This window comes from Nocardia amamiensis NBRC 102102 (assembly GCF_001612745.1).
Lineage (GTDB): Bacteria > Actinomycetota > Actinomycetes > Mycobacteriales > Mycobacteriaceae > Nocardia > Nocardia amamiensis.
Genome location: NZ_BDBA01000210.1, coordinates 1 through 21,532, shown reverse-complemented (window position 1 = coordinate 21,532; position 21,532 = coordinate 1). Strand labels below are relative to the sequence as shown.

General features: G+C 66.9%; 25 protein-coding genes. 4 read left to right on the top strand and 21 right to left on the bottom strand.

The features are described 5' to 3' along the window. Positions 1 to 34 precede the first annotated feature (34 nt). The 5 genes from NA4_RS30905 to NA4_RS30885 form a co-directional block, all read right to left on the bottom strand. Positions 35 to 1,108: a hypothetical protein gene (locus NA4_RS30905; protein WP_067478120.1), complete on the bottom strand. Its 1,074-nt coding sequence runs from the start codon at positions 1,106 to 1,108 to the stop codon at positions 35 to 37. A 39-nt stretch (positions 1,109 to 1,147) separates the two neighbouring features. Further along, complete coding sequence (locus NA4_RS30900; RefSeq protein ID WP_067478117.1) at positions 1,148 to 1,648, bottom strand: hypothetical protein; 501 nt, start codon at positions 1,646 to 1,648, stop codon at positions 1,148 to 1,150. A 123-nt stretch (positions 1,649 to 1,771) separates the two neighbouring features. Further along, entirely contained in the window at positions 1,772 to 1,981 is a 210-nt protein-coding gene (locus tag NA4_RS30895; protein ID WP_067478112.1) for a hypothetical protein, read from the bottom strand. 315 nt (positions 1,982 to 2,296) lie between these two features. Beyond that, positions 2,297 to 2,611: a hypothetical protein gene (locus NA4_RS30890; RefSeq protein ID WP_067478109.1), complete on the bottom strand. Its 315-nt coding sequence runs from the start codon at positions 2,609 to 2,611 to the stop codon at positions 2,297 to 2,299. Then, on the bottom strand, positions 2,608 to 2,937 hold the full coding sequence (locus NA4_RS30885) for a hypothetical protein (protein ID WP_067478107.1): 330 nt from the start codon (positions 2,935 to 2,937) through the stop codon (positions 2,608 to 2,610). The genes NA4_RS30890 and NA4_RS30885 overlap by 4 nt, the downstream gene beginning before the upstream one ends. 397 nt (positions 2,938 to 3,334) lie before the next feature. Here NA4_RS30885 and NA4_RS30880 point away from each other — a divergent pair, with 397 nt between their 5' ends. Together NA4_RS30880 and NA4_RS30875 are read left to right on the top strand one after the other, a co-directional pair. After that, on the top strand, positions 3,335 to 3,913 hold the full coding sequence (locus tag NA4_RS30880) for a GNAT family N-acetyltransferase (protein WP_067478104.1): 579 nt from the start codon (positions 3,335 to 3,337) through the stop codon (positions 3,911 to 3,913). A gap of 94 nt (positions 3,914 to 4,007) precedes the next feature. Next, the gene (locus NA4_RS30875) at positions 4,008 to 4,640 is read left to right on the top strand and encodes a 2'-5' RNA ligase family protein (RefSeq protein ID WP_169811150.1); all 633 of its coding nucleotides are present in this window, start codon (positions 4,008 to 4,010) and stop codon (positions 4,638 to 4,640) included. 144 nt (positions 4,641 to 4,784) lie between these two features. Here the strand turns inward: NA4_RS30875 and NA4_RS30870 are convergent, their stop codons facing one another. From NA4_RS30870 to NA4_RS30810, 13 genes are all read right to left on the bottom strand, one after another. Beyond that, a complete protein-coding gene (locus NA4_RS30870) occupies positions 4,785 to 5,204 on the bottom strand; it encodes a hypothetical protein (RefSeq protein ID WP_067478095.1) in 420 nt (139 codons plus the stop codon). A 288-nt stretch (positions 5,205 to 5,492) separates the two neighbouring features. After that, the gene (era, locus tag NA4_RS30865; RefSeq protein ID WP_067478092.1) at positions 5,493 to 6,419 is read right to left on the bottom strand and encodes a GTPase Era; all 927 of its coding nucleotides are present in this window, start codon (positions 6,417 to 6,419) and stop codon (positions 5,493 to 5,495) included. Then, on the bottom strand, positions 6,412 to 6,798 hold the full coding sequence (locus NA4_RS30860) for a cytidine deaminase-like protein (RefSeq protein WP_067478089.1): 387 nt from the start codon (positions 6,796 to 6,798) through the stop codon (positions 6,412 to 6,414). The genes era and NA4_RS30860 overlap by 8 nt, the downstream gene beginning before the upstream one ends. Continuing rightward, complete coding sequence (locus NA4_RS30855; RefSeq protein ID WP_067478086.1) at positions 6,795 to 8,159, bottom strand: hemolysin family protein; 1,365 nt, start codon at positions 8,157 to 8,159, stop codon at positions 6,795 to 6,797. Before NA4_RS30855 ends, NA4_RS30860 begins: the two co-directional genes overlap by 4 nt. After that, positions 8,156 to 8,710 (bottom strand): rRNA maturation RNase YbeY, encoded by a 555-nt coding sequence (gene ybeY / locus NA4_RS30850; RefSeq protein WP_067478083.1) that lies wholly within the window; start codon positions 8,708 to 8,710, stop codon positions 8,156 to 8,158. Before ybeY ends, NA4_RS30855 begins: the two co-directional genes overlap by 4 nt. A 61-nt stretch (positions 8,711 to 8,771) precedes the next feature. Further along, positions 8,772 to 10,877: a PhoH family protein gene (locus NA4_RS30845; protein WP_245671664.1), complete on the bottom strand. Its 2,106-nt coding sequence runs from the start codon at positions 10,875 to 10,877 to the stop codon at positions 8,772 to 8,774. 195 nt (positions 10,878 to 11,072) lie between these two features. Further along, entirely contained in the window at positions 11,073 to 11,273 is a 201-nt protein-coding gene (locus NA4_RS30840) for a type 2 periplasmic-binding domain-containing protein (protein ID WP_067478079.1), read from the bottom strand. 165 nt (positions 11,274 to 11,438) lie between these two features. Next, a complete protein-coding gene (locus tag NA4_RS30835; protein WP_067478077.1) occupies positions 11,439 to 12,179 on the bottom strand; it encodes a 16S rRNA (uracil(1498)-N(3))-methyltransferase in 741 nt (246 codons plus the stop codon). Continuing rightward, on the bottom strand, positions 12,180 to 13,334 hold the full coding sequence (gene dnaJ / locus NA4_RS30830) for a molecular chaperone DnaJ (protein WP_067478074.1): 1,155 nt from the start codon (positions 13,332 to 13,334) through the stop codon (positions 12,180 to 12,182). 151 nt (positions 13,335 to 13,485) lie between these two features. Further along, entirely contained in the window at positions 13,486 to 14,517 is a 1,032-nt protein-coding gene (gene hrcA, locus NA4_RS30825) for a heat-inducible transcriptional repressor HrcA (RefSeq protein WP_067478071.1), read from the bottom strand. A 223-nt stretch (positions 14,518 to 14,740) separates the two neighbouring features. Then, positions 14,741 to 15,544: an alpha/beta fold hydrolase gene (locus tag NA4_RS30820; protein ID WP_067478068.1), complete on the bottom strand. Its 804-nt coding sequence runs from the start codon at positions 15,542 to 15,544 to the stop codon at positions 14,741 to 14,743. A 15-nt stretch (positions 15,545 to 15,559) separates the two neighbouring features. Further along, complete coding sequence (locus NA4_RS30815; protein ID WP_067478063.1) at positions 15,560 to 16,381, bottom strand: alpha/beta fold hydrolase; 822 nt, start codon at positions 16,379 to 16,381, stop codon at positions 15,560 to 15,562. 33 nt (positions 16,382 to 16,414) lie between these two features. Then, positions 16,415 to 17,236: an alpha/beta hydrolase gene (locus NA4_RS30810; RefSeq protein WP_067478061.1), complete on the bottom strand. Its 822-nt coding sequence runs from the start codon at positions 17,234 to 17,236 to the stop codon at positions 16,415 to 16,417. A 175-nt stretch (positions 17,237 to 17,411) separates the two neighbouring features. Here NA4_RS30810 and NA4_RS30805 point away from each other — a divergent pair, with 175 nt between their 5' ends. Further along, entirely contained in the window at positions 17,412 to 18,377 is a 966-nt protein-coding gene (locus NA4_RS30805; RefSeq protein ID WP_067478059.1) for an AraC-like ligand-binding domain-containing protein, read from the top strand. Between the two features lie 4 nt (positions 18,378 to 18,381). Here NA4_RS30805 and NA4_RS30800 read toward each other — a convergent pair whose 3' ends face one another. From NA4_RS30800 to NA4_RS30790, 3 genes are all read right to left on the bottom strand, one after another. Continuing rightward, positions 18,382 to 18,597, bottom strand: a complete 216-nt coding sequence (locus NA4_RS30800; RefSeq protein ID WP_067478056.1) for a hypothetical protein — start codon at positions 18,595 to 18,597, stop codon at positions 18,382 to 18,384. 453 nt (positions 18,598 to 19,050) lie between these two features. Next, positions 19,051 to 20,259 carry a radical SAM family heme chaperone HemW gene (hemW, locus tag NA4_RS30795; RefSeq protein WP_084497618.1) on the bottom strand — a complete coding sequence of 403 codons (1,209 nt, stop codon included), beginning with the start codon at positions 20,257 to 20,259 and terminating at the stop codon, positions 19,051 to 19,053. A 325-nt stretch (positions 20,260 to 20,584) separates the two neighbouring features. Next, positions 20,585 to 20,992 (bottom strand): SgcJ/EcaC family oxidoreductase, encoded by a 408-nt coding sequence (locus NA4_RS30790; protein WP_067478054.1) that lies wholly within the window; start codon positions 20,990 to 20,992, stop codon positions 20,585 to 20,587. 213 nt (positions 20,993 to 21,205) lie between these two features. Between NA4_RS30790 and NA4_RS43835 the strand changes: the two genes are divergently transcribed. Continuing rightward, the gene (locus NA4_RS43835) at positions 21,206 to 21,298 is read left to right on the top strand and encodes an Ms4527A family Cys-rich leader peptide (RefSeq protein WP_357721293.1); all 93 of its coding nucleotides are present in this window, start codon (positions 21,206 to 21,208) and stop codon (positions 21,296 to 21,298) included. Positions 21,299 to 21,532: the final 234 nt, after the last annotated feature.

Here is a 21,532-nt window from a genome sequence, read left to right as displayed (position 1 = left end):
ATCACGCTGGCAAACGACAATTGAGCGCGGACAGCTATCGGTCGCGGGATACTCCACGTGAGCGTTCATGTCCCTGCCCGGTACCGCCACGCACAACGCCCGGCGCGTGACCAGGCGGCTCCCTCACCGCCGCTTGTGGGTGAGTTGCCTGGCCCAACCACAGGAGTCTTTCCACCTCCGATAGACGCCCCTTTTCGTCCAACTCCTTGAACGCCGCGTTTCGCGCCTCGTCCAGGGCTTTGAAAGCAGCCTCGCGTTCTTTCTCCGCAGCCTCTCGTTCCTTCTCGGCTGCACGCTCCACACTGGCAGCGTCGCCCGCCTCTCGGGCCGCCTGTTCCCCAGTGTCGGGGGCTTCCCGTTCCTGGAACTGACCGGGCACCGGGAATTCCAGCGCCACCCGTTCGGCAGGCGTCCGTTCAACCCGCGCACGCTCATCGGCTCCGCGTGCTTGCCTGGCTCGCTCGGCCTCTTCTCTGGCCTGCCGATCACGTTCGATCTTCTGCGGGGCATCCGCCCTGCCACGTATAGCGGCTTCCCGGAACTGCTGCATCTTCCGGAATTTTTCGGCTCGCTCCTGTGCCCGCACAATTTGGCGTATCTTCGCCAGCCTTTCCCGCGCTCGGTCTGCCCGTTGCAGCTCGTACGGCCGGATCAGCTCCAATTGCTGAGATGCCAGGCTCCGTCCGATCTCGACAGCTCGAGTTGCTGCCTCTCGACTGATTTCGATGTGCTGAAATTTGCCCTTAGAATCGTGGGCCAGCTCCCGCATCTGCTGGCGAATTTTGTCGGGAACTTTTTCACCGGCCACCGTCTCCCACCGGGAGCGGAAAATTTGACCGGACTCTAGCCCAGCGCGCTCCTTGTTCAGCTGCTCACGCGCATCCCGCTCATTTACCTTGCCAGACTTCCGCTCGACACCTTCGACGGCTCGGCCTACGCTCCGAGCGTTATCTAGAACGCGCGGTCCTTTAGCGGTCTGGATTCTGAATTGCTTCACCCATCCTTTGTCTCTGGTTTCCACCATTTCGTGCGCCCGGCCCAGCTCGAAATACAAGCCGCGTTCATAAGAGGTCAAGTTCTTGCGCATGGCGTCGTATTCGTCAGGCATAATTATGCCGACCCCCGTTTTATGCAGTTGAGAAGCCTTCTATGTGCGGCTTCGGGCCTTCCGAATGTCTCGAGCGGCCGACGTAATCACGTAATCCGCCATATCCGGACCATCATCTTCGAGGAACAAATAGTCCGTCATCGCAAATATGCTCCGGACCTCGTCGCCGTTGCCGTCGTGCACAGCTGGACTGAAATCGTTGTACAGGGGGGCGCCGCTCCACTCGGGGCGATTGGTCCAGGACATTCCGGCACGTCGCACGAAGCACTCACCGTAGAATCGAATGAATTGATCGGCCGCATCTCGATTTTCGGGGGCGAGAAATCCGTCTCTGTCTCCGAAGAATTCTTCGGTAGCTTCCAAGATTCGCATCGTCAACGGTGACATCCACCACGCATCCGTATAGTCAGCGATGCCAGGTATGGTTTCGGTGAGGAATGCCCGCACCTCCGATTCCATACGTTCGGGCGCAACCCAATCAAGGAATGATTGGGTTTTGTCATCGAATTCGATGTCGAAACCGATCTGTTCGTCGTCCACTGGGCTTGCCTTCCGCTCATGCTGGCTGTCTGGGATCGCGGGTTCGAGCAACTAAGTGTCGCGCCCGTACGCGCCACCGAGCAAGCAGCGCGTACAGAGGCGGGGTGCCATAAGGGGGACCCGTCATCGCTCGACATACAGGCGCTCGCATGGCAACCGGGGCAGGCAATCAGTTCCGCCGCTGGCGACAGAGACGGCGTCGGTGCAATGGCGGATACCTTCGTCTTGGACGAACACCAGGGCCGCAGTCAAGCACGCCACATAGTGCAGTTGGTAGCCGCGCATCCGCACGATCAGGTGCACATCGGCTTCGTCCGGCAGGGGTGAACTCATCACATGCCCCGGTCGCGGAAGCATCGGTAGTCGTCACGGGAGACGATTTCTGACGACGAGTGGTGCGGTTCGGCTGTATCGGGTTGCATGTGAGGGCCTTCCGTGAAGGTGTCACCTAGGGCGTGAATGCTGCTGTTGTGCAACGAATTTCGGTGGCAGGAGGAAGGCTGGCGGTCGGGTTCGGTGGGGCACACCGAAGCGGAGCCCCGTCCGCGCAGCCTTCCCCCTTTTGGGTGCCCCGGTACGTGCGTGCTCCCTCTGGTGCAAAGGGGGGACCAGCGGACGCGCGTATCCACGCCGGGGCGGTCTTGGGGTTCAAGTGCGGTTGATGTGCTGGCCGATGATCGCGGGGATCAACAGGTCCAGGAAGGTGATGTCGTCGGCGGTGGGGATGTTGTCGACGATCGGATCGAGCACGGGGGCGGCATATAGGCGGCCGGTATGGGGTGCAGCGGCGGTGCGGGCACTGCTGATCAGTTCATAGACCACCATCGCGATCACACGCACGCGGGTGGTGTCGCTCATCCCGTCGCGCACGGCGTCCGCGGTGCTGGTGACCAGGGTGCCGATCACGTCGGTGAGGACGTCGAGCTCGGCGGCGGATCGCTCGGCGTCCTGGTCACGGGTCACCGACCGGCCTGCGGCGGCTGCACCGATGGCGGGGCAGGCTGGGGAGCGAGTTCGGGGTATCGGGTGCGGTCGAACACGATGCGGATACCGATCCACGGGCATTTCTGGCCGCCGAGCGCGATGTCCATCGGGGAGTCGTGGTCGGCCATGCGGCCGTTGACGATCTTGACCATCTGCCCGAAACAGTTCATGGAGGGGCACTTCACCGACAACACCTGTGCGGTGTCCTGGTTGAAGGTGAACAGGCCGCATTGCTCGACGGTGATCCACGGCGCACATGCCGGGCCACACCCATACGGCACTTCGGCCGTGGTGGTTTCAGGCATACGCCCTCACCACCCGCCGCTGCCGCGCACGCTGAGCGGCGCATCCCCGGATCGCGTCGACCACAACCCGCCCCGGCGGCCGGTAAGCGTCAAGGGGTGGCTGTAACCCCGCCCGGAACAGGCCCGGACGCTGTCCAGGACCGGGCAAGGCGATATCCCCGGCGCGCAGGATCGACACGCCAAGCCTCGACATCTCCGCGTACAACCGGATGTCCTCAGGCAGGTCCGGGCCGGTCAGGAACGTCCACCGCTGCGAACGCGGATGTGTCCGATGGTGTCTCCTCCAGCCGGACGCTCCGCGTGCTGGAACCAGTTCGCGCGGCCGCGACCAAACCTCGCCACCAAGACTTCCAAGAACGATACGATCAAGTCCCGGTCCGAGGGTAAGGCGGTATTGATGGCGGAAGATGTTGTCCTACAGTCGCTTTCCAGGGAATCGGCGCGCACGATTCGCGACACGATCGCCGATGTACAGGCCCGAGGCTACGTCGATGCCATTGCAACCGGCAATCCGTTCGAGTCCACCGAAGCATTCATGGAGCGGTTTGAGGTCTACTCGGTTATACCGGGCTTCTCGATGGTCCTCGCGACCATAGACGGCGAACCTGTCGGCCAAGCGTTCGGCTGGCCGCTGGATGCAGACACCACATGGTGGACCGGACTCGTCCTGGACCCCGGGCAGCCGTCTTCGGAGGAGTTCACCGCCGAAGACGGATCGAGGACGTTCGCGCTCAGCGAGCTCATGGTCGACAAGAAACGCGTCGGACAAGGCATTGCTGGTCTCCTATACCGCGGCTTGCTCACAGACCGTTCCGAGCGGCGGGTCACCTGGCTGGTCAACCCAGCAAACGAGAACGCCTACGCGATCTATCGGCACTGGGGAGCGCGCCGCGTCGGCACCCTCCTCCCGCCGTGGGAAGGCGCGCCTCAATTCGACGTCTTGATTGTCGACCTTAACCCAGGGACTACGGACTAATGAGGTACAGCGGCGGTCGTCCGCTGCTCGAACATCGACCTCACACATGCCGACAGTCTTCGCTCGCGGCTGACACGAACTGAGGATGACCCTCATGGCCGAAGACTCCACGTGGGATCACTGGTGGTGGCGCCCGGGCTGGAGGCTGGGCAAGTCGTTCTACACCTGGCACGTCACCTTCGACAACGATTCTCCGGCCCGACACCTGGTGGAGATCTTTGCGCCGACTCTTTCACAGATCCCCACCATGGATCCCGTTGCCCGCGAAGGACTGCACATCACGATCCAGGGCATCGGATTCACCGATGAAGTGACAGCACCAGACATGCAGCTGATCAGCGAGGCCGCCGCAACGTACCTGTCCCAGCGCGACCCATTCGACGCCCTGCTCGGACCACCGTCCGTGGACAAGGAAACCATCGGAATGCCGATCGCGAACCCGGGGTGCTTCCGGGATATCCGCCACGATCTGCAACGCGCCGTCGCCGATATCTGGGGCCTCGAGCAGGTGCCTGAGCGCGGTGACCGCTTCCAGCCCCATCTGTCGCTCGCTTACTCCGCGGGAGTGGCATCGATGACGGACCTCCGCAACCTGCTCTCCCGAAATGAGCTGAGCGACATAGAGGTTGTACAGCCAGTGACAGCGGTATCGCTCATTGCCCTGAACCGGGACAGCCATCGATACGAATGGCGCGAGATCACCAAGGTTCCGCTGGGCATGCCGTGATCCGGACCGCAGGACATGTCACAGAGCTGCCCCCGGGATCGCCGTCACTGGCAACCGGGAATCGCCACCAACCGAGGCTCGCTGCTCGCTGGAGTACTAATGAGATCCCTCGCGGTGCCGGGCTCCCTGCCCCGCACCGCGCTGCTACCGGGAGCCGAAGAAGGGAGACCAGCCACCGACGGTAAACTCCGTGTACTCGCGGCCCGGAATCCTCGAACTCAGCGCACCGCCAGGAAACTCGAGTGTGTAGCGAAGCACCGGATCATCCCCTGGTTCGAGCGGTACATGCAGGGTTATGCCGTTCTCGATCAACGAGCCCACGGGGGCCAGCACATCGGACAATTCGAACGGGTCGTCGCGTGGTATCACAAGGGTCAGACCGAGCCCGAGGTCGACACGAATTCCCTCGCCCACGTCGGTGAGAATCATCGACAATCCAGAACCGTTGCGCGATATCGCCGTGATCGTTCCCGAGTCGGAGTCGAAGAAGAAACGCCCGACGGTCCCGTATTCATTCGACAGCCGCGAATACAGCCTCGGCATGACATGCTCGAAATCACCCACCGACAGTTCCTAACCCTCGCGGTCGCGAGCCGATCAGCAGCTCACCGTCGATCGCGGACCGAATCCACCGCGTTCGACTTCGAGGAGTTGCTTGTAGCTGCTAGTAGCGGTCGTCGACCTCTGACTGGGGTGGTTTGTAGTCCGCACCGTCGTTTGCTGCCTCCAACACGTCGAGCATCCACCCGCCACGTGCCCGAGATGACCACTGCATGTCGCGGCGGCGATGTTCCCGGCCGAAGGTGGAGTAGACCGGCGCCCGACGGGGATCCCGGGAGCACTCGGTATTGATCAGAAGCCGAGTTTGCCAAGCTGCTTGGGATCGCGCTGCCAGTCCTTCGCCACCTTCACGTGCAGATTCAGATAGATGCGGGTGCCGAGGATGTGTTCGATCTGTTTGCGGGCGTTGGTGCCGACTTCCTTCAGGCGGGAGCCGCCTCTGCCGATGACGATGGCTTTCTGGCTGGGGCGTTCGACGTAGAGCAGGGCGTGGACGTCGAGCATGTCCTCGCGGTCCTCGTAGGGCAGGACCTCCTCGATGACGACGGCCAGTGAGTGCGGCAGTTCGTCACGGACGCCTTCGAGCGCGGCCTCGCGGATGAGCTCGGCCATCAGGGTTTCCTCGGGCTCGTCGGTGAGCTCGCCGTCGGGGTAGAAGGCCGGGCCCTCCGGCATCTTCGAGGCGATGACGTCGACCAGGACCTCGACCTGTTCGCCCTTGACCGCCGACACCGGCACCACGTCGGCGTCGGGGCCGAGCAGTTGGGAGACCGCGAGGAGTTGCTCGGCGACCTGGTCGCGGCTCACCTTGTCGATCTTGGTGACCACGCCGAGCAGCGTGGTCTTCGGCGCCATCTGCTTGATCTGCTGCACGATCCAGCGGTCGCCGGGGCCGATCTTCTCGTCGGCCGGGATGCACAGCGCGATCACGTCGACTTCCGAATACGTATCGCGCACAAGGTCGTTGAGGCGCTGGCCGAGCAAGGTGCGTGGACGGTGCAAGCCGGGAGTGTCGACCAGGATCAACTGGGCGTGCTCGCGGTGCACGATGCCGCGAATGGTGTGCCTGGTGGTCTGCGGGCGCGAGGAGGTGATCGCGATCTTCGCGCCGACCAGCGCGTTGGTCAGCGTCGACTTGCCGGTATTCGGACGGCCGACGAAACAGACGAAGCCGGAACGGAATTCGTCTTTCTCGCGGGACTTCGACCGGTCAGCCACCGCGCACCTCGCCCGAGTCGGCGGTGACCGCGTCGGCGGCGTCGGCCGAATCGTCCACGATCTCGAACACCGCGCCGTCGCGGTCGGTGAAGATGATCCGCGCCTCCGCCGAGACCTCACGCACCGCGGTGACGCCGAAATCGGACAACCGCCCGCCGACCACCACGGCGGCCTCGAATCCCTCGGCGCCGCTGGAGAGCGCGGCGGCCACCGCGGCTTGCAGCGCCGTCAATCGCAGCGCGGTCAGGTTCACTTCCCCCGCGGCGTAGGTGCGTCCGTCGGTGTCGCGGATGGCAGCGCCACTCGCCCCGCCGGTGCGGCCGAGCGCCCCACGGGCCAGCACGACCAGCTTGTTGTCCTCGGCGTCCAGTTCGGTCATTCGGTGTCTCCGTCCTCGTCGCGATCGGACGGGGTCTCCCGCTCCGATCCATTGGCCTTGCGCTTGCCATTGGGATTGTCGCCGTTGGTTTTGCCCGCCGGGACCTTCTCGCGCGCTCTGCTGACCACCACGGTGTTCACCCGCATCCGTCCCCGCGCGTCCGCGCCGCCTTCGCCGCGCAGCACCAGCCCGTGCACCTCGATCTTCGAACCAGGCAGCGGCACCCGCCCGAGTTCGTGCGCCATCAGGCCGCCAACGGTGTCGACGTCCTCTTCCTCGATCTCCAGCCCATACAGTTCGCCGAGGTCCTCCACCGACAGCCGAGCCGATACCCGGTAGCGCCCGTCGCCGAGATCTTCGATGGGCGGGGTCTCGTCGGTGTCGTACTCGTCGGCGATCTCACCGACGATCTCCTCGAGCACGTCCTCGATGGTCACCAATCCGGCGATGCCGCCGTACTCGTCCACCAGCAGTGCCATGTGGTTGCGTCTGCGCTGCATCTCGTCGAGCAGGCTGTCCAGCGGCTTGGAGTCGGGCATGAACACCGCGGACCGCATCACCTGGCGCACCCGCACCTTGCGGCTTCGATCCGCGTACGGCACAAGGTCTTTCAGGTAAACCACGCCGAGGATGTCGTCGACGTTCTCGCCGATCACCGGGATGCGCGAATGTCCGGAGCGCACCGCGAGCGACATCGCCTGCGCCGCGGTCTTGTCCGCCTCGATCCACACCATCTCGGTGCGCGGCACCATCACCGCGCGGGCGGGGGTGTCGCCGAGTTCGAAGACCGACTGGATCATCCTGCGTTCGTCGTCGGCCACCACGCCGCGCTCACCGGCCATCTCGACCACTTCGCGCAGCTCGATCTCGGAGGCGAAGGGGCCGTTGCGGAAGCCTTTGCCGGGCGTGATCGCGTTGCCGAGCAGGATCAGCAACCTGCTGAGCGGGCCGAGCAGCGCACCGATGAATTGCAGCGGCAGCGCCGCGGCCAGCGCGATCGAGTACGCGTGCTGCCGTCCCAGCGTGCGCGGGCCGACTCCGATCACCACATAGGACACCAGCACCATCACCACCGCGGTGACCAGCAGCGCCCAGTTCTGCGCCCAGACCGTGATCAGACCGGCCACCAGCAGCACCGTGGCGCCGATCTCGCACAGAATCCGCAGGAGCACCATGAGATTCACGTAGCGCGCCCGATCGGCGACGATCCGGCTCAGCCGCACCGCACCCGGCCGGTCGGCGCGGACCATGTCGTCTACGCGTGCGGGCGAGATGGTGTTCAGTGCGGAGTCGACACCGGCGAAGACCCCACCCACCGAGATGAGCAGGACCGCCAGCAGAACGAGGGTCAGGGAATTCACGCGTGGTCCAGGGAATCACCCGGTGTGGTGAAGCCCGCCTTACCCAGCAACCGTGCGTCACGTTCGGCGAGTTCGGCCCGCCGCCGCGCTTCATTCAGGCTCTCGTACCACTCCTCGAGCAGCGTGGCCTGCAGCGCGAACATCTCCTTCTCCTCCTCCGGCTCGGCATGGTCGTAGCCGAGCAGGTGGAGCACGCCGTGCACGGTGAGCAGCGCGAGTTCGTGGTCGAGCGAATGACCCGCCTTGCGCGCCTGGCCGGCGGCGAACTCGGGGCACAACACGATGTCGCCCAGCATGGACGGGCCCGGCTCGGGGCTGTCCGGCCGTCCGCCCGGCTCGAGTTCGTCCATCGGGAAGGACATGACGTCGGTCGGGCCGGGTAGATCCATCCAGCGCATGTGCAGGTCGGCCATGGTATCGAGATCGACGAGCACCATCGACAGCTCCGCGGCCGGGTGCACGTCCATCCGGGCGATCACAAACCGCGCGACGCTGACCAGCTCTTCTTCGGGCACGTCGATACCCGACTCGTTGGCGATCTCGATGCTCACCCGAATAGCCTACGATCCCGGCGATCGCGTCGGCGGAGCGGAGCCCCGCCCGCCGAACGCGTTACCGGCGATCCGACCGGCTCGCGGCGCGCCGCTGCGCCCGGTTGCCGCCGTAATGCGACGCGACGGGCGGACGCGTCTCGGCCTCGGCCCGGTCGTAGGCGTCGACGATGTCCGAAACCAACCGGTGGCGGACCACGTCGCTGCTGGTGAGCTCGGCGAAGTGGATGTCCTCGATATCGGTGAGGATCTCACTGGCCGTGCGCAGACCCGACCGGGCCCCGGTGGGCAGGTCGACCTGCGTGACGTCACCCGTCACCACGATCTTCGAGCCGAAGCCGAGCCTGGTGAGGAACATCTTCATCTGCTCGGCGGTGGTGTTCTGCGCCTCGTCCAAGATGATGAACGAGTCGTTGAGAGTGTTGTGCGTCAGCAGGAAGTCCTCGGTGACATACAGCGAGTCAGCGGCCGCCACGCGAATGCACACAGCTTCCTCGGTACCGGCGGACTCGATCCGGTCGATGAAGCGCATCGGCCGACCACCGCCGAACTCCGCGTACTTAGCCGCTTTGCGAGCCAGGCGGAACGGCACGATACCTTCCGGCAGTCGGATATCGAGTATGTAGGCATCCGACCGATGTCCGACCGGCCGCCCCTTCGCCAAGCCGGGCTTGCGGCCCTCCGCCGCCCTTGTCCGAAGGTTGACAATCCCACCGAGCGACTGAACCAGGAACACGACGTCGTCGCGCAGCTGGGGCGATACGGTCGTGTAGCGGATGTACTGGATACGACAGGTGCGACCGCGTTGCGTAACTGGGCCGCCGTCCGAGTCGAGCAGTCCCTGCAGAACCCCCAATCGGACCTCGTGGTCGTTGAACAGGTACTGCTTCGGGACGAATTTCGTGTCGGATCGGGCACCAGAGAGCCCCAACTGCCGGGCGATCTTGGTCACCGGGTTGGCGATAGTGACCGACTCGCCAGGCTGCCTGACTCGATTGAGTACATAGTCGACCGCCGTCTTCCGGCGGACCATGATGCCAGGAATCGCGTGCTGCAGCGCTGCGGCCAATTCGGGGTCATTCGTCGCGAAGCTCGGTGTCGTCGCGCACGTAAGGCAACCATCACCGAGCAGCAAGCCCAATGCGTACGGATCCATCGGCACCGCGCGAGACTCGAAACGAACGGGTGCGCTCAGTAGCGGCAGCTCGTAGCGATGGTAGTGCGCTGCTCGGAGGTTGCCGATCATCTCCTTCGTTTGCAGAACACGTGGCGGCTTGCCCCGACGACGATCGGAACGCGTGTACACCGACCACAGGTGATCGCCCGACGCGAGCGTCGATGAGCCATCCTGCGTGTAGACCCGATAGATCTCTTTGAAGCCTTGCGGGTACACGCCCAGTACCTCGGTCGGGCAGCCATCCGAACCGATAACGAAATCGCCGACCTGGAGCTCACCGATCGGCCGGAAACCCTCGGGGGTCAGGACTTTTGTATGCAACGGCTGCGCGCGCCCGCGCATGTATGCCAGCGGCGCGACCTCGATGACACCGGCCGCCATCAGCTTCGGAATGGCCTCCGGGTCCATCATGTCGTGCAGCGCGTCGTAGAGCGGGCGCAGGTACGGGTCGATCTTCTCGTTCAGCGTGCCGGGCAGGAAGCCGAGCCGCTCCCCCGCCTCCACCGCGGGCCTGGTGAGGATGATCCGGTTGACCATCTTGGACTGCAGCGCCTGAACTGCCTTGGCCATCGCCAGATACGTCTTGCCGGTACCGGCGGGACCGATGCCGAACACGACGGTGTTGGCGTCGATCGCGTCGACGTAGCGCTTCTGGTTGAGCGTCTTGGGCCGGATGGTCCTGCCGCGCCGGGACAGGATGTCCAGGCTGAGCACTTCCGCGGGCGACTCGCTGGTGCCCTCGGTGAGCATCGACACGGTGTGCCGCACCGCCTCGGGAGTCACCACGCGATTGCGGCCGGTCAGCGCGACCAGCTGCTCGATGACACGCTCGGCGAGCGCGACGTCGGCCGCCTTGCCGGTGAGGGTGACAGAGTTGCCGCGGACGTGGATGTCCGCGTCGAGCAGGGATTCGAGTTCACGCAGATTCTGGTCGGCTGAACCGAGGAAGGGGAACACGGATTCGGGAGCGAGTTCGATACTCGAACGCACGGTACGCGCTGCGGGACCCGAACCGCTGTCGCCGGCGCCGATGCTTGCCGTAGGGGTACTCGGGTCGCCGATCTCGCCTTGTGCTGTCAAAAGTGGCTATAGCCTGCTTTCCGGTCTCGACTGCTGTGTTGAGAAAAGTTTAACGCGCCCCACCGACACCGCCCAGTGAATAAGCTGCTGACGCCGAGCCGGTCCTTACGGGATTCCCGCGCGCCGCCGCGCCCAATCCTCGGTGAAATCACGGAAGCGCCGCACCGCGTCCGACGGCGTCGCGGCCGCGGGCCACACCATCCCGACCGAGCGAGCGGCGCCGGCGTCGGCGAGCGGCACCGTCACCGGGCCGGCCAGCGGCCCCGCCGACAGCCGGTCTTCCTGCGGAAGGATTGCCAGCCCCAATCCGGCCGACCCGTCACCACGCCATTGCGACTACAGGACAGCACGGCCAGGTACTCGACGCAGAGGTGGAGAAGCCGCCGCTTGACGAGGCCTGCGGTTAGTCGCACGATCCGGTGGGACGCGGACTCTTTTCGCCGATTGGACCGGCAACGGGTCCGCTCGTTGCTACCACCGTGAGGTGAGCGCGCCCAGCGCGCCGAGGGCGACCGCGGCCGCAGTGGATGTACGCAACACTGTGGGGCCGAGCAAGGTTACGTTCGCGCCCGCGTCGGCCAAGGCCGCCAGTTCCGCATCGTCCAGCCCGCCTTCGGGACCGACCACGAGGACGATTTCGGCTGCGTCGGCGAAGGGCAGTTCGGTGAAGCGGGCGGTGCCGGATTCGTGCAGCGCCGCGACGATCGCACCGTCCGCCTTCGCCTTCCGCACCAGCTCCAGCAGATCCTTGGTGCGATGCAGGTCGGCGACCTCAGGGATGTAGGCGCGGCGGGACTGACGGGCAGCCGAGCGGGCCGCTGCGCGCCACTTGTCGACCGCCTTGGCCGCCTTGCCTTCCCAGTTGGCGACACAGCGGGCCGCCTGCCACGGGATGACGGCGTCCGCGCCCGCCTCGGTCATCAGCTCTACCGCGAGTTCCGAACGGTCGGATTTGGGCAACGCCTGCACAACGGTCACCAGCGGGGCAGGCCGGGCGGCCAGCACCCGGTCACGAACCGCCAACTCGAGCCGATCACGTTGCACCGCAACGACTTCCGACTCGGCCAGCACACCGCGGCCGTCGGAGAGCGTGATCGGCTCGCCGACCCGGATGCGGCGCACCGTGGCGGCATGCCTGCCCTCCGGGCCGTCGAGCACCGCGATCGCGCCCGGCTCGGGCACCTCGTCGAGGTAGAAGACGGTCGCGGCCACCTAGCGCCCGCTGAACGACGCGCGCAGCCGCGCGAACAACCCACTGTTGTGCTCGGACTGCGCCGACATCACCTCGGCGCGCTCGCGATCGCGCATCCCCTTGAACTTGCGCAGCAGCTCGGTCTGCTTGCCGTCCAGCTTCGCCGGGATCACGATGTCCAGGTGCGCGAGCAGGTCACCGCGCGCGCCCGAGCGCAGGCGCGGCATGCCGTGACCACGCAGCACCGAGATCTCCCCGGGCTGGGTGCCCGCCGGAATGGTCAGCTCGGTCGGGCCGTCCAGGATGGTGTCGATCACGACGGTGGTGCCCAGTGCCGCGTCGATCATCGGCACCCGGATGGTGCAGTGCAGGTCGTCACCGTCGCGGACGAACACGTCGTGCGGCTGCTCCACGATCTCGACATACAGGTCACCCGCATGGCCGCCACCGGGACCGACCTCGCCCTGCGCGGCCAACCGCACCCGCATGCCGTTCGCGACGCCGGCCGGAATCGGCGCGGCGATCTCCCGGCGCGCCCGCACCCGGCCGTCACCGCCGCACTTCTGGCACGGGTCCGGGATGGTCTCACCGGCGCCGCGGCAGGTCGGGCACGGACGCGAGGTCAGCACCTGGCCGAGGAAGGAACGCTGCACGGACTGGACTTCGCCTGCGCCGCCACAGGTTTCGCAGCGCACCGGCTTGGATTTGCCGTTCGTGCCCGCTCCCTGGCACAGGTCGCACAGGACCGCGGTGTCCACGGTCAGGTGCTTGGTCACGCCCACCGCGCACTCGGCCAGGCTCAGCCGGGTGCGGATCAGCGAGTCGGCGCCCGGCTGGACACGACCGCGCGGCTTGCGCGTGCTGGTCGATCCGCTCATCCCGCCGAAGAACGCCTCGAACACGTCGCCGAGTCCGCCGAAGCCCGCACCGCTGAAGCCTGCGCCACCGGCACCGGCGGATTCCAGCGGGTCACCGCCCATGTCGACGATGCGCCGCTTCTCCGGATCCGACAGCACCTCGTAGGCGGTGGACACTTCTTTGAACTTGGCCTGCGCCGTCTCGTCGGGGTTGACGTCGGGGTGGAGCTCACGCGCCAGCTTGCGGTATGCCCGCTTGAGTTCCTGGTCGGTCGCGTTCTTCGCGACGCCGAGCAGTCCGTAGTAGTCCCGTGCCACTTGAGCTCTCTAGTCCTTGGTCGTTGTCGACGGTGCGGCTGGTGCCCGCGCACGCGTTCACCGCGCGCCGACACCAGCATTAGTCTTGTGCACTCAACTTTATCCGGCCGAAAGGTCGAGCGTAGCAGTGGCGTGGGTGGCCGGTGTCACGTCAGCGCTCGGCCAGAACCTCACCGATATACCGGGCGACCGCCGCTACCGAGGCGATCGTTCCTGGGTAGTCCATCCGGGTCGGTCCGAGCACGCCCATTCCGCCGAGCACCGCGCCCGCCGAACCATAGCCGGTCGACACCACCGAGGTGCCGCGCATCTGCTCGACCTGCGTCTCCTCGCCGATCCGCACGGTGACCCGTCCCGGCTGCTGGGCGGCGGCGAGCAGCTTGAGCACGATCACCTGTTCCTCCAGTGCCTCCAGCACCGCGCGCAGCGAGCCCGGGAAGCCGAAGTCGGCGGCGTTGCGGGTGAGGTTGGCGGTGCCGCCGAGCACCAAGCGCTCCTCCGGATGCTCCACCAGCGTCTCCACCAGCACCGTGGACACCCGGACCAGCACGTCACGCAGGCGCAGCGGGGAGTGCTCGGGCAGCTCGGCGACCGCCGCCGAGGCCGCGGCCAGGCGCTTGCCGTCCATCGCGCCGCCGAGCATGCCGCGCAGCGCGGCCAGATCCTCGTCATCGATCAGCGCGCCGAGTTCCACCAGGCGCTGGTCGACGCGGCCGGTGTCGGTGATCACCACCAGCAGCAGCCGGGCCGGGTTGAGCGCGACCACCTCGATGTGCCGGACCGTGGACGCCGACACCGTCGGATACTGCACGACCGCGACCTGCCTGGTCAGCTGGGCCAGCAGGCGGACACCGCGGCGCAGCACGTCGTCGAGATCGACGCCCGACTCCAAGAACTCCATGATCGCTCTGCGTTCGGCCGGAGACAGCGGCTTGACCTCGGAGATGCGGTCCACGAACTGTCGATAGCCCTTGTCGGTGGGGATGCGCCCGGAACTCGTGTGCGGTTGCGTGATGTAACCCTCCGCCTCGAGCACCGCCATGTCGTTGCGCACCGTCGCGCTGGAAACACCCAGGTTATGCCGCTCGACCAGGGTCTTCGAGCCGATCGGCTCCTTGGTCGCGACATAGTCCGCGACGATCGCGCGCAGGACCTCGAAGCGCCGATCCTCGGTGCTCGACATCGGCCCCACCTCCTCGCTTTCGTCTCCGGTCGCGCCGCACTACCGACGCCCACCAGCCATTGCAGGCGAATTCCCGGTTCGTCTGTTTGTCCAGTCTAATTGCCGGCCGCCGGATTGCTGGCCGGTGACGGGAACGCCGATCGAACCGCACCGGCACCTGATCCGGACACCGGCGAGCGGGACCGACCGTGGCAGCTGGTCAGATCCCGCTCGGCGGAGGCGATCAGCCGGGTACGGCGGCTTCGATCACCGCGGCGACGTCGTCGGGCCGGGAGACCATGGAGGCATGGGAGACATTGATCTCGCTGGTGCGCGCGCCCATCCGCTGAGCCATGAAGCGCTGTGCCGACGGCGGGATCACGCGGTCGGCGCCCGAGATCAGAAACCAGCTGGGAGTGGCCGACCACGAGGGTGGGCCGGAGGGTTCGAGATTGGCCGCCACGGCGATGGAGCGCTGATGGGCGATCATGTCGGCAGCCGTCGCCGAGTCGACATCCTGGGCGAAGACGTCGTTGAAGCTGGCGGGTGCGATGTAGCCGTCGATGTTCATGCCCGCGATCCCCTGCGGGTCGTCGACCACCTTCAGCTGCAGCGCGGGCGGCAGCAGTTGGCTGCCGGGAAAACGGATCGGGTCGAGGGCCTGCTGGGCGACCTCGCCTTGCACCGGCGCGAACGCGCCTACGTAGACCAGCGATTCGACCTCGGGGTCGTGCACGTTGGTGATCACGAAGCCGCCGTAGGAGTGGCCGACCAGCACCATGGGACCGGAGATGGTGTCCAGTGTGCGTTGCACGGCGGCCGCGTCGTAGGCCGGTCCGCGCAGGGGATTGTCCGGCGTCACGACGCGATAGCCGCGCCCGCGCAGCAGCGCGGCGACACTATTCCAGCTGGTGGTGTCGGCGAAGGCGCCGTGCACGAGCACGATGGTCGGTGAGGTCTGCGCCTGCGCGGGGCCGCCCGGCACGACGGCGGCGAGCGCGATGGCGAGCGCGGCGATACCGCCGCGCAGGATACGTCTGCGCTTCATCGGATTTCGCCCTCCTCAGTTCTTCAGGAAATCGAGCAGGTCGGCATTGAACGCCTGTTCGTACGCTCCGCACAGGCCGTGCGGCGCACCGGGGTACACCTTCAGCTCCGCCCGCGGCAGCAGCTTCGCGGTCTTGGCCGCCGAGGACGCGAATGGGACGATCTGATCGTCGTCACCGTGCGCCACCAGGATCGGGATGTCGATGCTCGGCAGCTCCGCGGTGAAATCGGTCTCCGAGAAGGCTTTGACGCAGTCCAGCGCGCCCTTGAGCCCGGCCTGCATGCCCATCAGCCAGAAATGATCCCGAAGGCCTTGGGAGACGGTCGATCCCGCGCGATCGGCGCCGTAGAAGGGCGCCGAGAGGTCCTGATAGAACTGCGAGCGGTCGGCGGCGACGCCCGCGCGAATGTCGTCGAAGACATCGATGGGCAGTCCTTCGACGTTGGCGTCGGTCCGCAGCATCAGCGGCGGCACCGCGCCGAGCAGAACGGCCTTCGCCACCCGGGAGGTACCGTGCCGCGACAGGTATCTGGTGACCTCGCCACCGCCGGTGGAATGTCCGACCAGTACCGCGTCGGTCAAGTTCAGCTCGTTGAGCACGGCGGCGAGATCGTCGGCGTAGTGGTCCATGTCGTGCCCGTCCCATACCTGGCCGGACCGGCCGTGACCGCGCCGATCGTGCGCGATGGCGCGATAGCCTTTGCTCGCCACCAGGTTCATCTGGTTGTCCCAGGCGTCGCCGTTGAGCGGCCAGCCGTGGCTGAATACCACGGGACGTCCCGAACCCCAATCCTTGTAGTAGATCTCGACGCCATCGGTGGTTGTGATCGTTGGCATGGCTAGTCCCTTCGATCTGGAATGGATGTCGGTCTACGACTCGCCGGGCACCGGCGGCAGATGCTGGGCGAGGAATTCCACCGCAGTGTCGGCGACCACGCGCCAGCCGTGGTCGGCGGGCATGGAATGCCCCCGATCGGCGAAGACAACCAGCTCGGTCACCGCCGGATTCCGGCGCTGGATCCGGTAGGCCGACCGCACGGTGGCCGCCGGAACGAGGCGGTCGAGTCCGCCGGCGATCATCAGCAGCGGGCCGCGTTCGCTGCGGGTGTCCACCGCCGCCTCGCTCCGCGGCGCGAGGTTGGCCGTTCCCGCCTGGAACAGCGGGCGTGCCGGTGCCGGAATCGCATAGTCGGCGTACAGCTGGTCGGACTCCGCGCGGGACACGCCGTTGGCGAACGCGCGGTGGTAGCTCTCGGCCGTATGCGCCCACGTCTTGCTGCGCAGCCACGGGCGGCCCAGGACCGGCAGCACGTTGCGCAGCGGCACCAGCCGCAGCGTCAGCACCCCTTTGAACTGCGCCGGCGCGATCGCCACGCACGCGCTCGCGAAGCCGGTCCCGAGCAGTTTCTGCGCGATCAGTCCACCGAAGGAGTGCCCGATGACCACCGGCGGCATCGGCAGCGTGGAGATGAACTCCGCGTAGTGATCGGTGACCTCGGCGATGCCGCGATTGTTCAGCGGCGCGGGATCCTTCCTGGTGGCCTCGGGCGTCTCGCCGTCGCCGGGCCATCCCGGCGCCGATGCTTGGTATCCCGCGCTGTCGAACAGCTCGACCCATGGCGCCCAGCTGCTGCTGTGCATCCACAGACCATGAACGAATACCACCGGACGTGAGCGTGCTCGCGCCACCATGCCTCCTACGGCGAAACGGGAATCGACCCGTGTCGATCACCGTTCGACAGCGTAGGACGGGCGGCGGCCGGAAAAATGACTGTCCGTGCACGATCCTCGGCTCACAATGCACGGCCCGATCGGCCGGGTTCGTGCGAGGATTGCCGAATCTGTCCCAATTGCGACGGAGGCTGTCATGACGGTCGTGTTCAATTCGGACACCATCGCGCCGCACGAGCGGGTGGACGCGGTGGCCGCGGCTGTGCAGGAGGCGTCGGTAACGTCGCACGTCGTGCTGGACGGGCCGCAAGAGCGGGTCCACGCCACGTTCGATGTGTGGCAGTTCGGCGAGGCGAGCATCCTCCGTGGGCGCACCTCGGGGATCCAGCTCATCCGCACGCCGAAGCAGGTGCGCACCTGGCCGGCGCCGGTGCTGGCGGTGGCGGTGCAGCAGGCAGGGACCGGACGATACGAGCAGGGCGGGGTGCAGCGGGTCGTGCGGCCGGGCGAACTACACGTGATGGACCTGAACGCGCCCTACGACTTCAGCTGGCACGGCGACGGCGCGTCCACCTGCCTGTACGTGCCGCTCGAGCAACTCGGCTTGCCCGCCGATCTGATCAGCCGGGCCGCGCCTCGGGTACCGGACAGCCCGCACTATCGGCTGGTGGCCAACCACATCGTCCAGCTGACCACCGCCGCCGACGCGCTCAGCGCCGACCCGGCGGCCGCGCTGTCCGGCTGCGCCAGCATCGAATTGATCCGGGGACTGCTGTTGTCGGCCGGCAGCGACGACGGCAACGCCGCCGTCATCCCGTCGGACATCCTGCTGTCCCGGATCCGGGCTTACGTGCGGCGCAACCTGGCCGACCCCGATCTGGGCGCGGAACAAATCGCCAAGGCGCACAACATGTCGGTCCGGCAGTTGTACAAGATCTGCGCGAACGCGGAGTACAGCCTCGAGCAGTGGATCATCAGTCAGCGGTTGGAACAGGTGCGCGCGGATCTGACCAAGCCGGAGCACAGCCAACGGACGATCTCGATGATCGCTCGACGCTGGGGTTTTCGTGATCCGTCCCACTTCGCCCGGCGTTTTCGCGCCGCCTACGGACTCTCGCCGCGGGAATGGAGCAGGGTCGCCCTGGCCGCGGAGAAGGCGTAGTCGGTCAGCCGCGATCCGCGGTTCCGGCTTGCTTGCCCGCGCGGGCGTCCAGGCCGAGCATTGCCAGTAACGACTGGCAATCCGCGGCGTCCTCCGAATAACTGGCTACGGTGCGGGCGGCGACGGCGCACTGGCGCGCGTTCTCCGCTTTCTCGGCTGCCCGCGCTTCGGCGAACTCGCCTGGTTCATGGACAAGAGTGATGTGTCGTGCCGACGCCATGAGTCTCCTTGGGGTTGCGTCGCAGCCTACGTGGCAGACCGCTGCCGCGGGGCAGAAACCGGACGCGGAGTTCGCCGAATCCCCGAATTCCCGACCCGAAGTCGGACCGGGCCGGAGCGGAGCACCAGGAAACACGTTGTCGGCGAACAGCCTATCTGCTGGTCGGCCCGCTTCCAGCCGCCCGGTGTCCGAAACCGCTGCTCTGGTGGTCATTTCCCGAAAAAGTTCACCGTTATGATCAGCTCGCTGTGAGGTGGCTGGCTGCCGGATCGGGACGACCCGGGTGATCGGCGGCGCGAATGGCATTCGGCCGGATCCTTGCGCGATGGAATTGCTGCAATGTCTCCGCTGGGGTTCTGGTCGGCACCGGCGTGGCGGGTCGGGTGCGAACCCGGCCTGGACGAGCGCGAACGCCCTACGGCGCCGGGCATCCGGGTGCGGCCGGGCCGCCGTTCAGGCCAGCAGGTCGCGGACGACACCGTCGGCGAGGAGGCGGCCTCGGTCGGTGAGGACAAGACAGTCGTCGGCGCGGAAGGCGAGACCGTCGGCGATCACGCGGTCGACTGCGGGGGTGGCATCGGGGGCCAAGTCGGCCAGGGGCAGGCCGGTGCGCAGGCGGGCCGCGAGCATGATCCGCTCGGTGTACCGCTCGTCGTCGGTGAGCGCTTCCCAGCCGGCCGCGGGCAAGCCGCCCTCGCCGACCCGATCGGCGTATCGCGCCGGGTGTTTCACGTTCCACCAGCGCACTCCCCCGACATGACTGTGCGCGCCCGGCCCCGCGCCGAGCCAGTCGCCACCGTCCCAGTAGCCGATGTTGTGCCTGCAGATCGCGTCGGTGTTCGCCGCCCAGTTCGACACCTCGTACCACTCGAGTCCGGCGGCGCGCAGCCTGGTGTCGATGCGTTCGTAGCGCGCGGCGAGCACGTCGTCGTCGGGTGCCGGCAGTTCGCCGCGACGCACCCGCCGGGCCAGCGCGGTGCCGTCCTCGACGATGAGCGAGTAGGCCGAGACGTGGTCCACACCCGCGCCGAGCACGGCGTCCAGGCTGGCGTCGAGATCGGCGTCGCGCTCGCCCGGCGTCCCGTAGATCAGGTCGAGATTGACGTGCTCGAATCCGGCGGCGCGCGCCTCCAGCGCCGCGGCCACCGCACGGCCCGGGGTGTGTGTGCGGTCGAGCACCTTCAGGACGTGCGCCGCGGCGGACTGCATCCCCAGCGACACCCGGGTGAACCCGGCCGCGCGGATGCGCTCGAAGAACTCCGGTGACGTGGACTCGGGATTGGACTCCGTGGTGACTTCGGCGTCGGCGGCGAGGGTGAACTCGCTGCGCACGGCATCCAATACCGAGGCCAGCCCGTCACCACCCAGCAGCGAGGGCGTCCCTCCGCCGACGAAGATGCTGGACACCTCCGGTGTGGCGCTCGGCAATGCCGCGAACTCCCGCGCCGCGGTCGCCAGCTCGCCGCGCAACGCCTCTAGCCACGACTGCGGCGACGCCGAGGTGCCGAGTTCCCCCGCCGTGTAGGTGTTGAAGTCGCAGTACCCGCACCGCGTCGCGCAGAACGGGACGTGCACGTACACCCCGAACGGTCCCCGCCCGAAATCGCGCAGCACCGGCACGGAGGCGGCGGCGCTCCGGGGTGCGGTGGCGGAAGAAGTCACCTCTCCAGTGTGAACGGCGCCGTGTTCACGCCCGGAGCCGGGACACCGTGACAGCACGTGAGCCCGTATTCGGGCTCCGAGACCTCATCGCACCAACCCGTCGCGGCCCGCTCGAGCGGCGCCACCTTCCACCAGACGAGATCAGCGGCGGACACAACGAGCTAGTCCTCGTACTTCACTAGTCGTGGTCTCGGCCGCGTGCACGAAGTAGCGCGGAGGCCTCCCGGTTCGTGCCGCCTACGCCCTCCGCACACCTCGGCAGCGGGCGGCACGATCCGGTCCCTGGCCGCGCGGCCTGGCCGTCCTATTGATCCGGCGACCGGATTCAGGCGTCGACGACCGGGGTGTTCTGGTTGGCGGTGAGCAGCCAGCGGCCGTCTTCCTTGGACATCACGTACATCGGGGAGCCCTCGCTCTGCAGGACGCCCTCGTTGTCGAAATAGCGCTGGCGCACCTTGACCGCCGCCACGTCGGGGCGGATGAACAACACGTGCTCGACCTCGTACGTCGCCTTGCCGTGCGCGGTGGCCCCCGGCAGCACCTCCGCGGTGAACTCGGCGATAGCGGCCCGCCCGAACAGCCGCATGCCGTGCCCGGTGGTCCAGATGGCGTCTTCCCGGAACAGCGCCACGAACTCGTCGACGAGCTCGTTCTGCTGCGCATGTTCGACGGCGGCGACCACCGCGCGGATGGCTTCGGTCTCGGCGGCGGTGTCGATGGCTGTGGTACTCATGGCGCACAGCCTGGTACCTCGACCTCACTCGAGGTCAAGCGGCGTGCGTGGCGTCACAGCGGATGAATCGGACGTATCACGCGCCGCGCACGGGCCGTGGAGTATGACTGCCGTCACAAACGAGGCCGAGCGTCCAGGGGATTTCCCGCCATAACGCGGAAAATGCTGCCCATGGGGTCGGAAGGCCCGCGCTGACATGGCACAATAGGCCGCATGCGCGCTTCGGGAGTACGACTGGTGGCACGGCGCCACGTCGATTACAAGCGCGTCTGCAGCGCCTGCTGTCTGCCCGGTTCCCTCCGGTAGCTCAGCGGCGCCCGATCCCGGGTCCCCGGCGATCCCCGACTTCCTCGGCCTGCTGACACCGTACGCGTGAGTCAGCCCCTCACGCCCTCAGCAGGATGTACCACCCACCCCGCAGGAGCGACCCCCATGACGTCGAGCACCGACGCCGGTCCGACCGATCAGCCCACGCCCGAATCCCGGCCGGGGCACCCCGACCGCCCCGCCTCCGAACGCCGGGTCCGCCCGGACCGGCCC

Bases quoted from the DNA above. Each gene is read 5' to 3' on its own strand.
- NA4_RS30905 (WP_067478120.1), bottom strand. From the start codon at position 1,108: ATGCCTGACGAATACGACGCCATGCGCAAGAACTTGACCTCTTATGAA.
- NA4_RS30895 (WP_067478112.1), bottom strand. From the start codon at position 1,981: ATGAGTTCACCCCTGCCGGACGAAGCCGATGTGCACCTGATCGTGCGG.
- NA4_RS30885 (WP_067478107.1), bottom strand. From the start codon at position 2,937: ATGCCTGAAACCACCACGGCCGAAGTGCCGTATGGGTGTGGCCCGGCA.
- NA4_RS30880 (WP_067478104.1), top strand. From the start codon at position 3,335: ATGGCGGAAGATGTTGTCCTACAGTCGCTTTCCAGGGAATCGGCGCGC.
- NA4_RS30875 (WP_169811150.1), top strand. From the start codon at position 4,008: ATGGCCGAAGACTCCACGTGGGATCACTGGTGGTGGCGCCCGGGCTGG.
- NA4_RS30860 (WP_067478089.1), bottom strand. From the start codon at position 6,798: ATGACCGAACTGGACGCCGAGGACAACAAGCTGGTCGTGCTGGCCCGT.
- hrcA (WP_067478071.1), bottom strand. From the start codon at position 14,517: ATGTCGAGCACCGAGGATCGGCGCTTCGAGGTCCTGCGCGCGATCGTC.
- NA4_RS30820 (WP_067478068.1), bottom strand. From the start codon at position 15,544: ATGAAGCGCAGACGTATCCTGCGCGGCGGTATCGCCGCGCTCGCCATC.
- NA4_RS30815 (WP_067478063.1), bottom strand. From the start codon at position 16,381: ATGCCAACGATCACAACCACCGATGGCGTCGAGATCTACTACAAGGAT.
- NA4_RS30810 (WP_067478061.1), bottom strand. From the start codon at position 17,236: ATGGTGGCGCGAGCACGCTCACGTCCGGTGGTATTCGTTCATGGTCTG.
- NA4_RS30805 (WP_067478059.1), top strand. From the start codon at position 17,412: ATGACGGTCGTGTTCAATTCGGACACCATCGCGCCGCACGAGCGGGTG.
- NA4_RS30800 (WP_067478056.1), bottom strand. From the start codon at position 18,597: ATGGCGTCGGCACGACACATCACTCTTGTCCATGAACCAGGCGAGTTC.
- NA4_RS30790 (WP_067478054.1), bottom strand. From the start codon at position 20,992: ATGAGTACCACAGCCATCGACACCGCCGCCGAGACCGAAGCCATCCGC.
- NA4_RS43835 (WP_357721293.1), top strand. From the start codon at position 21,206: ATGCGCGCTTCGGGAGTACGACTGGTGGCACGGCGCCACGTCGATTAC.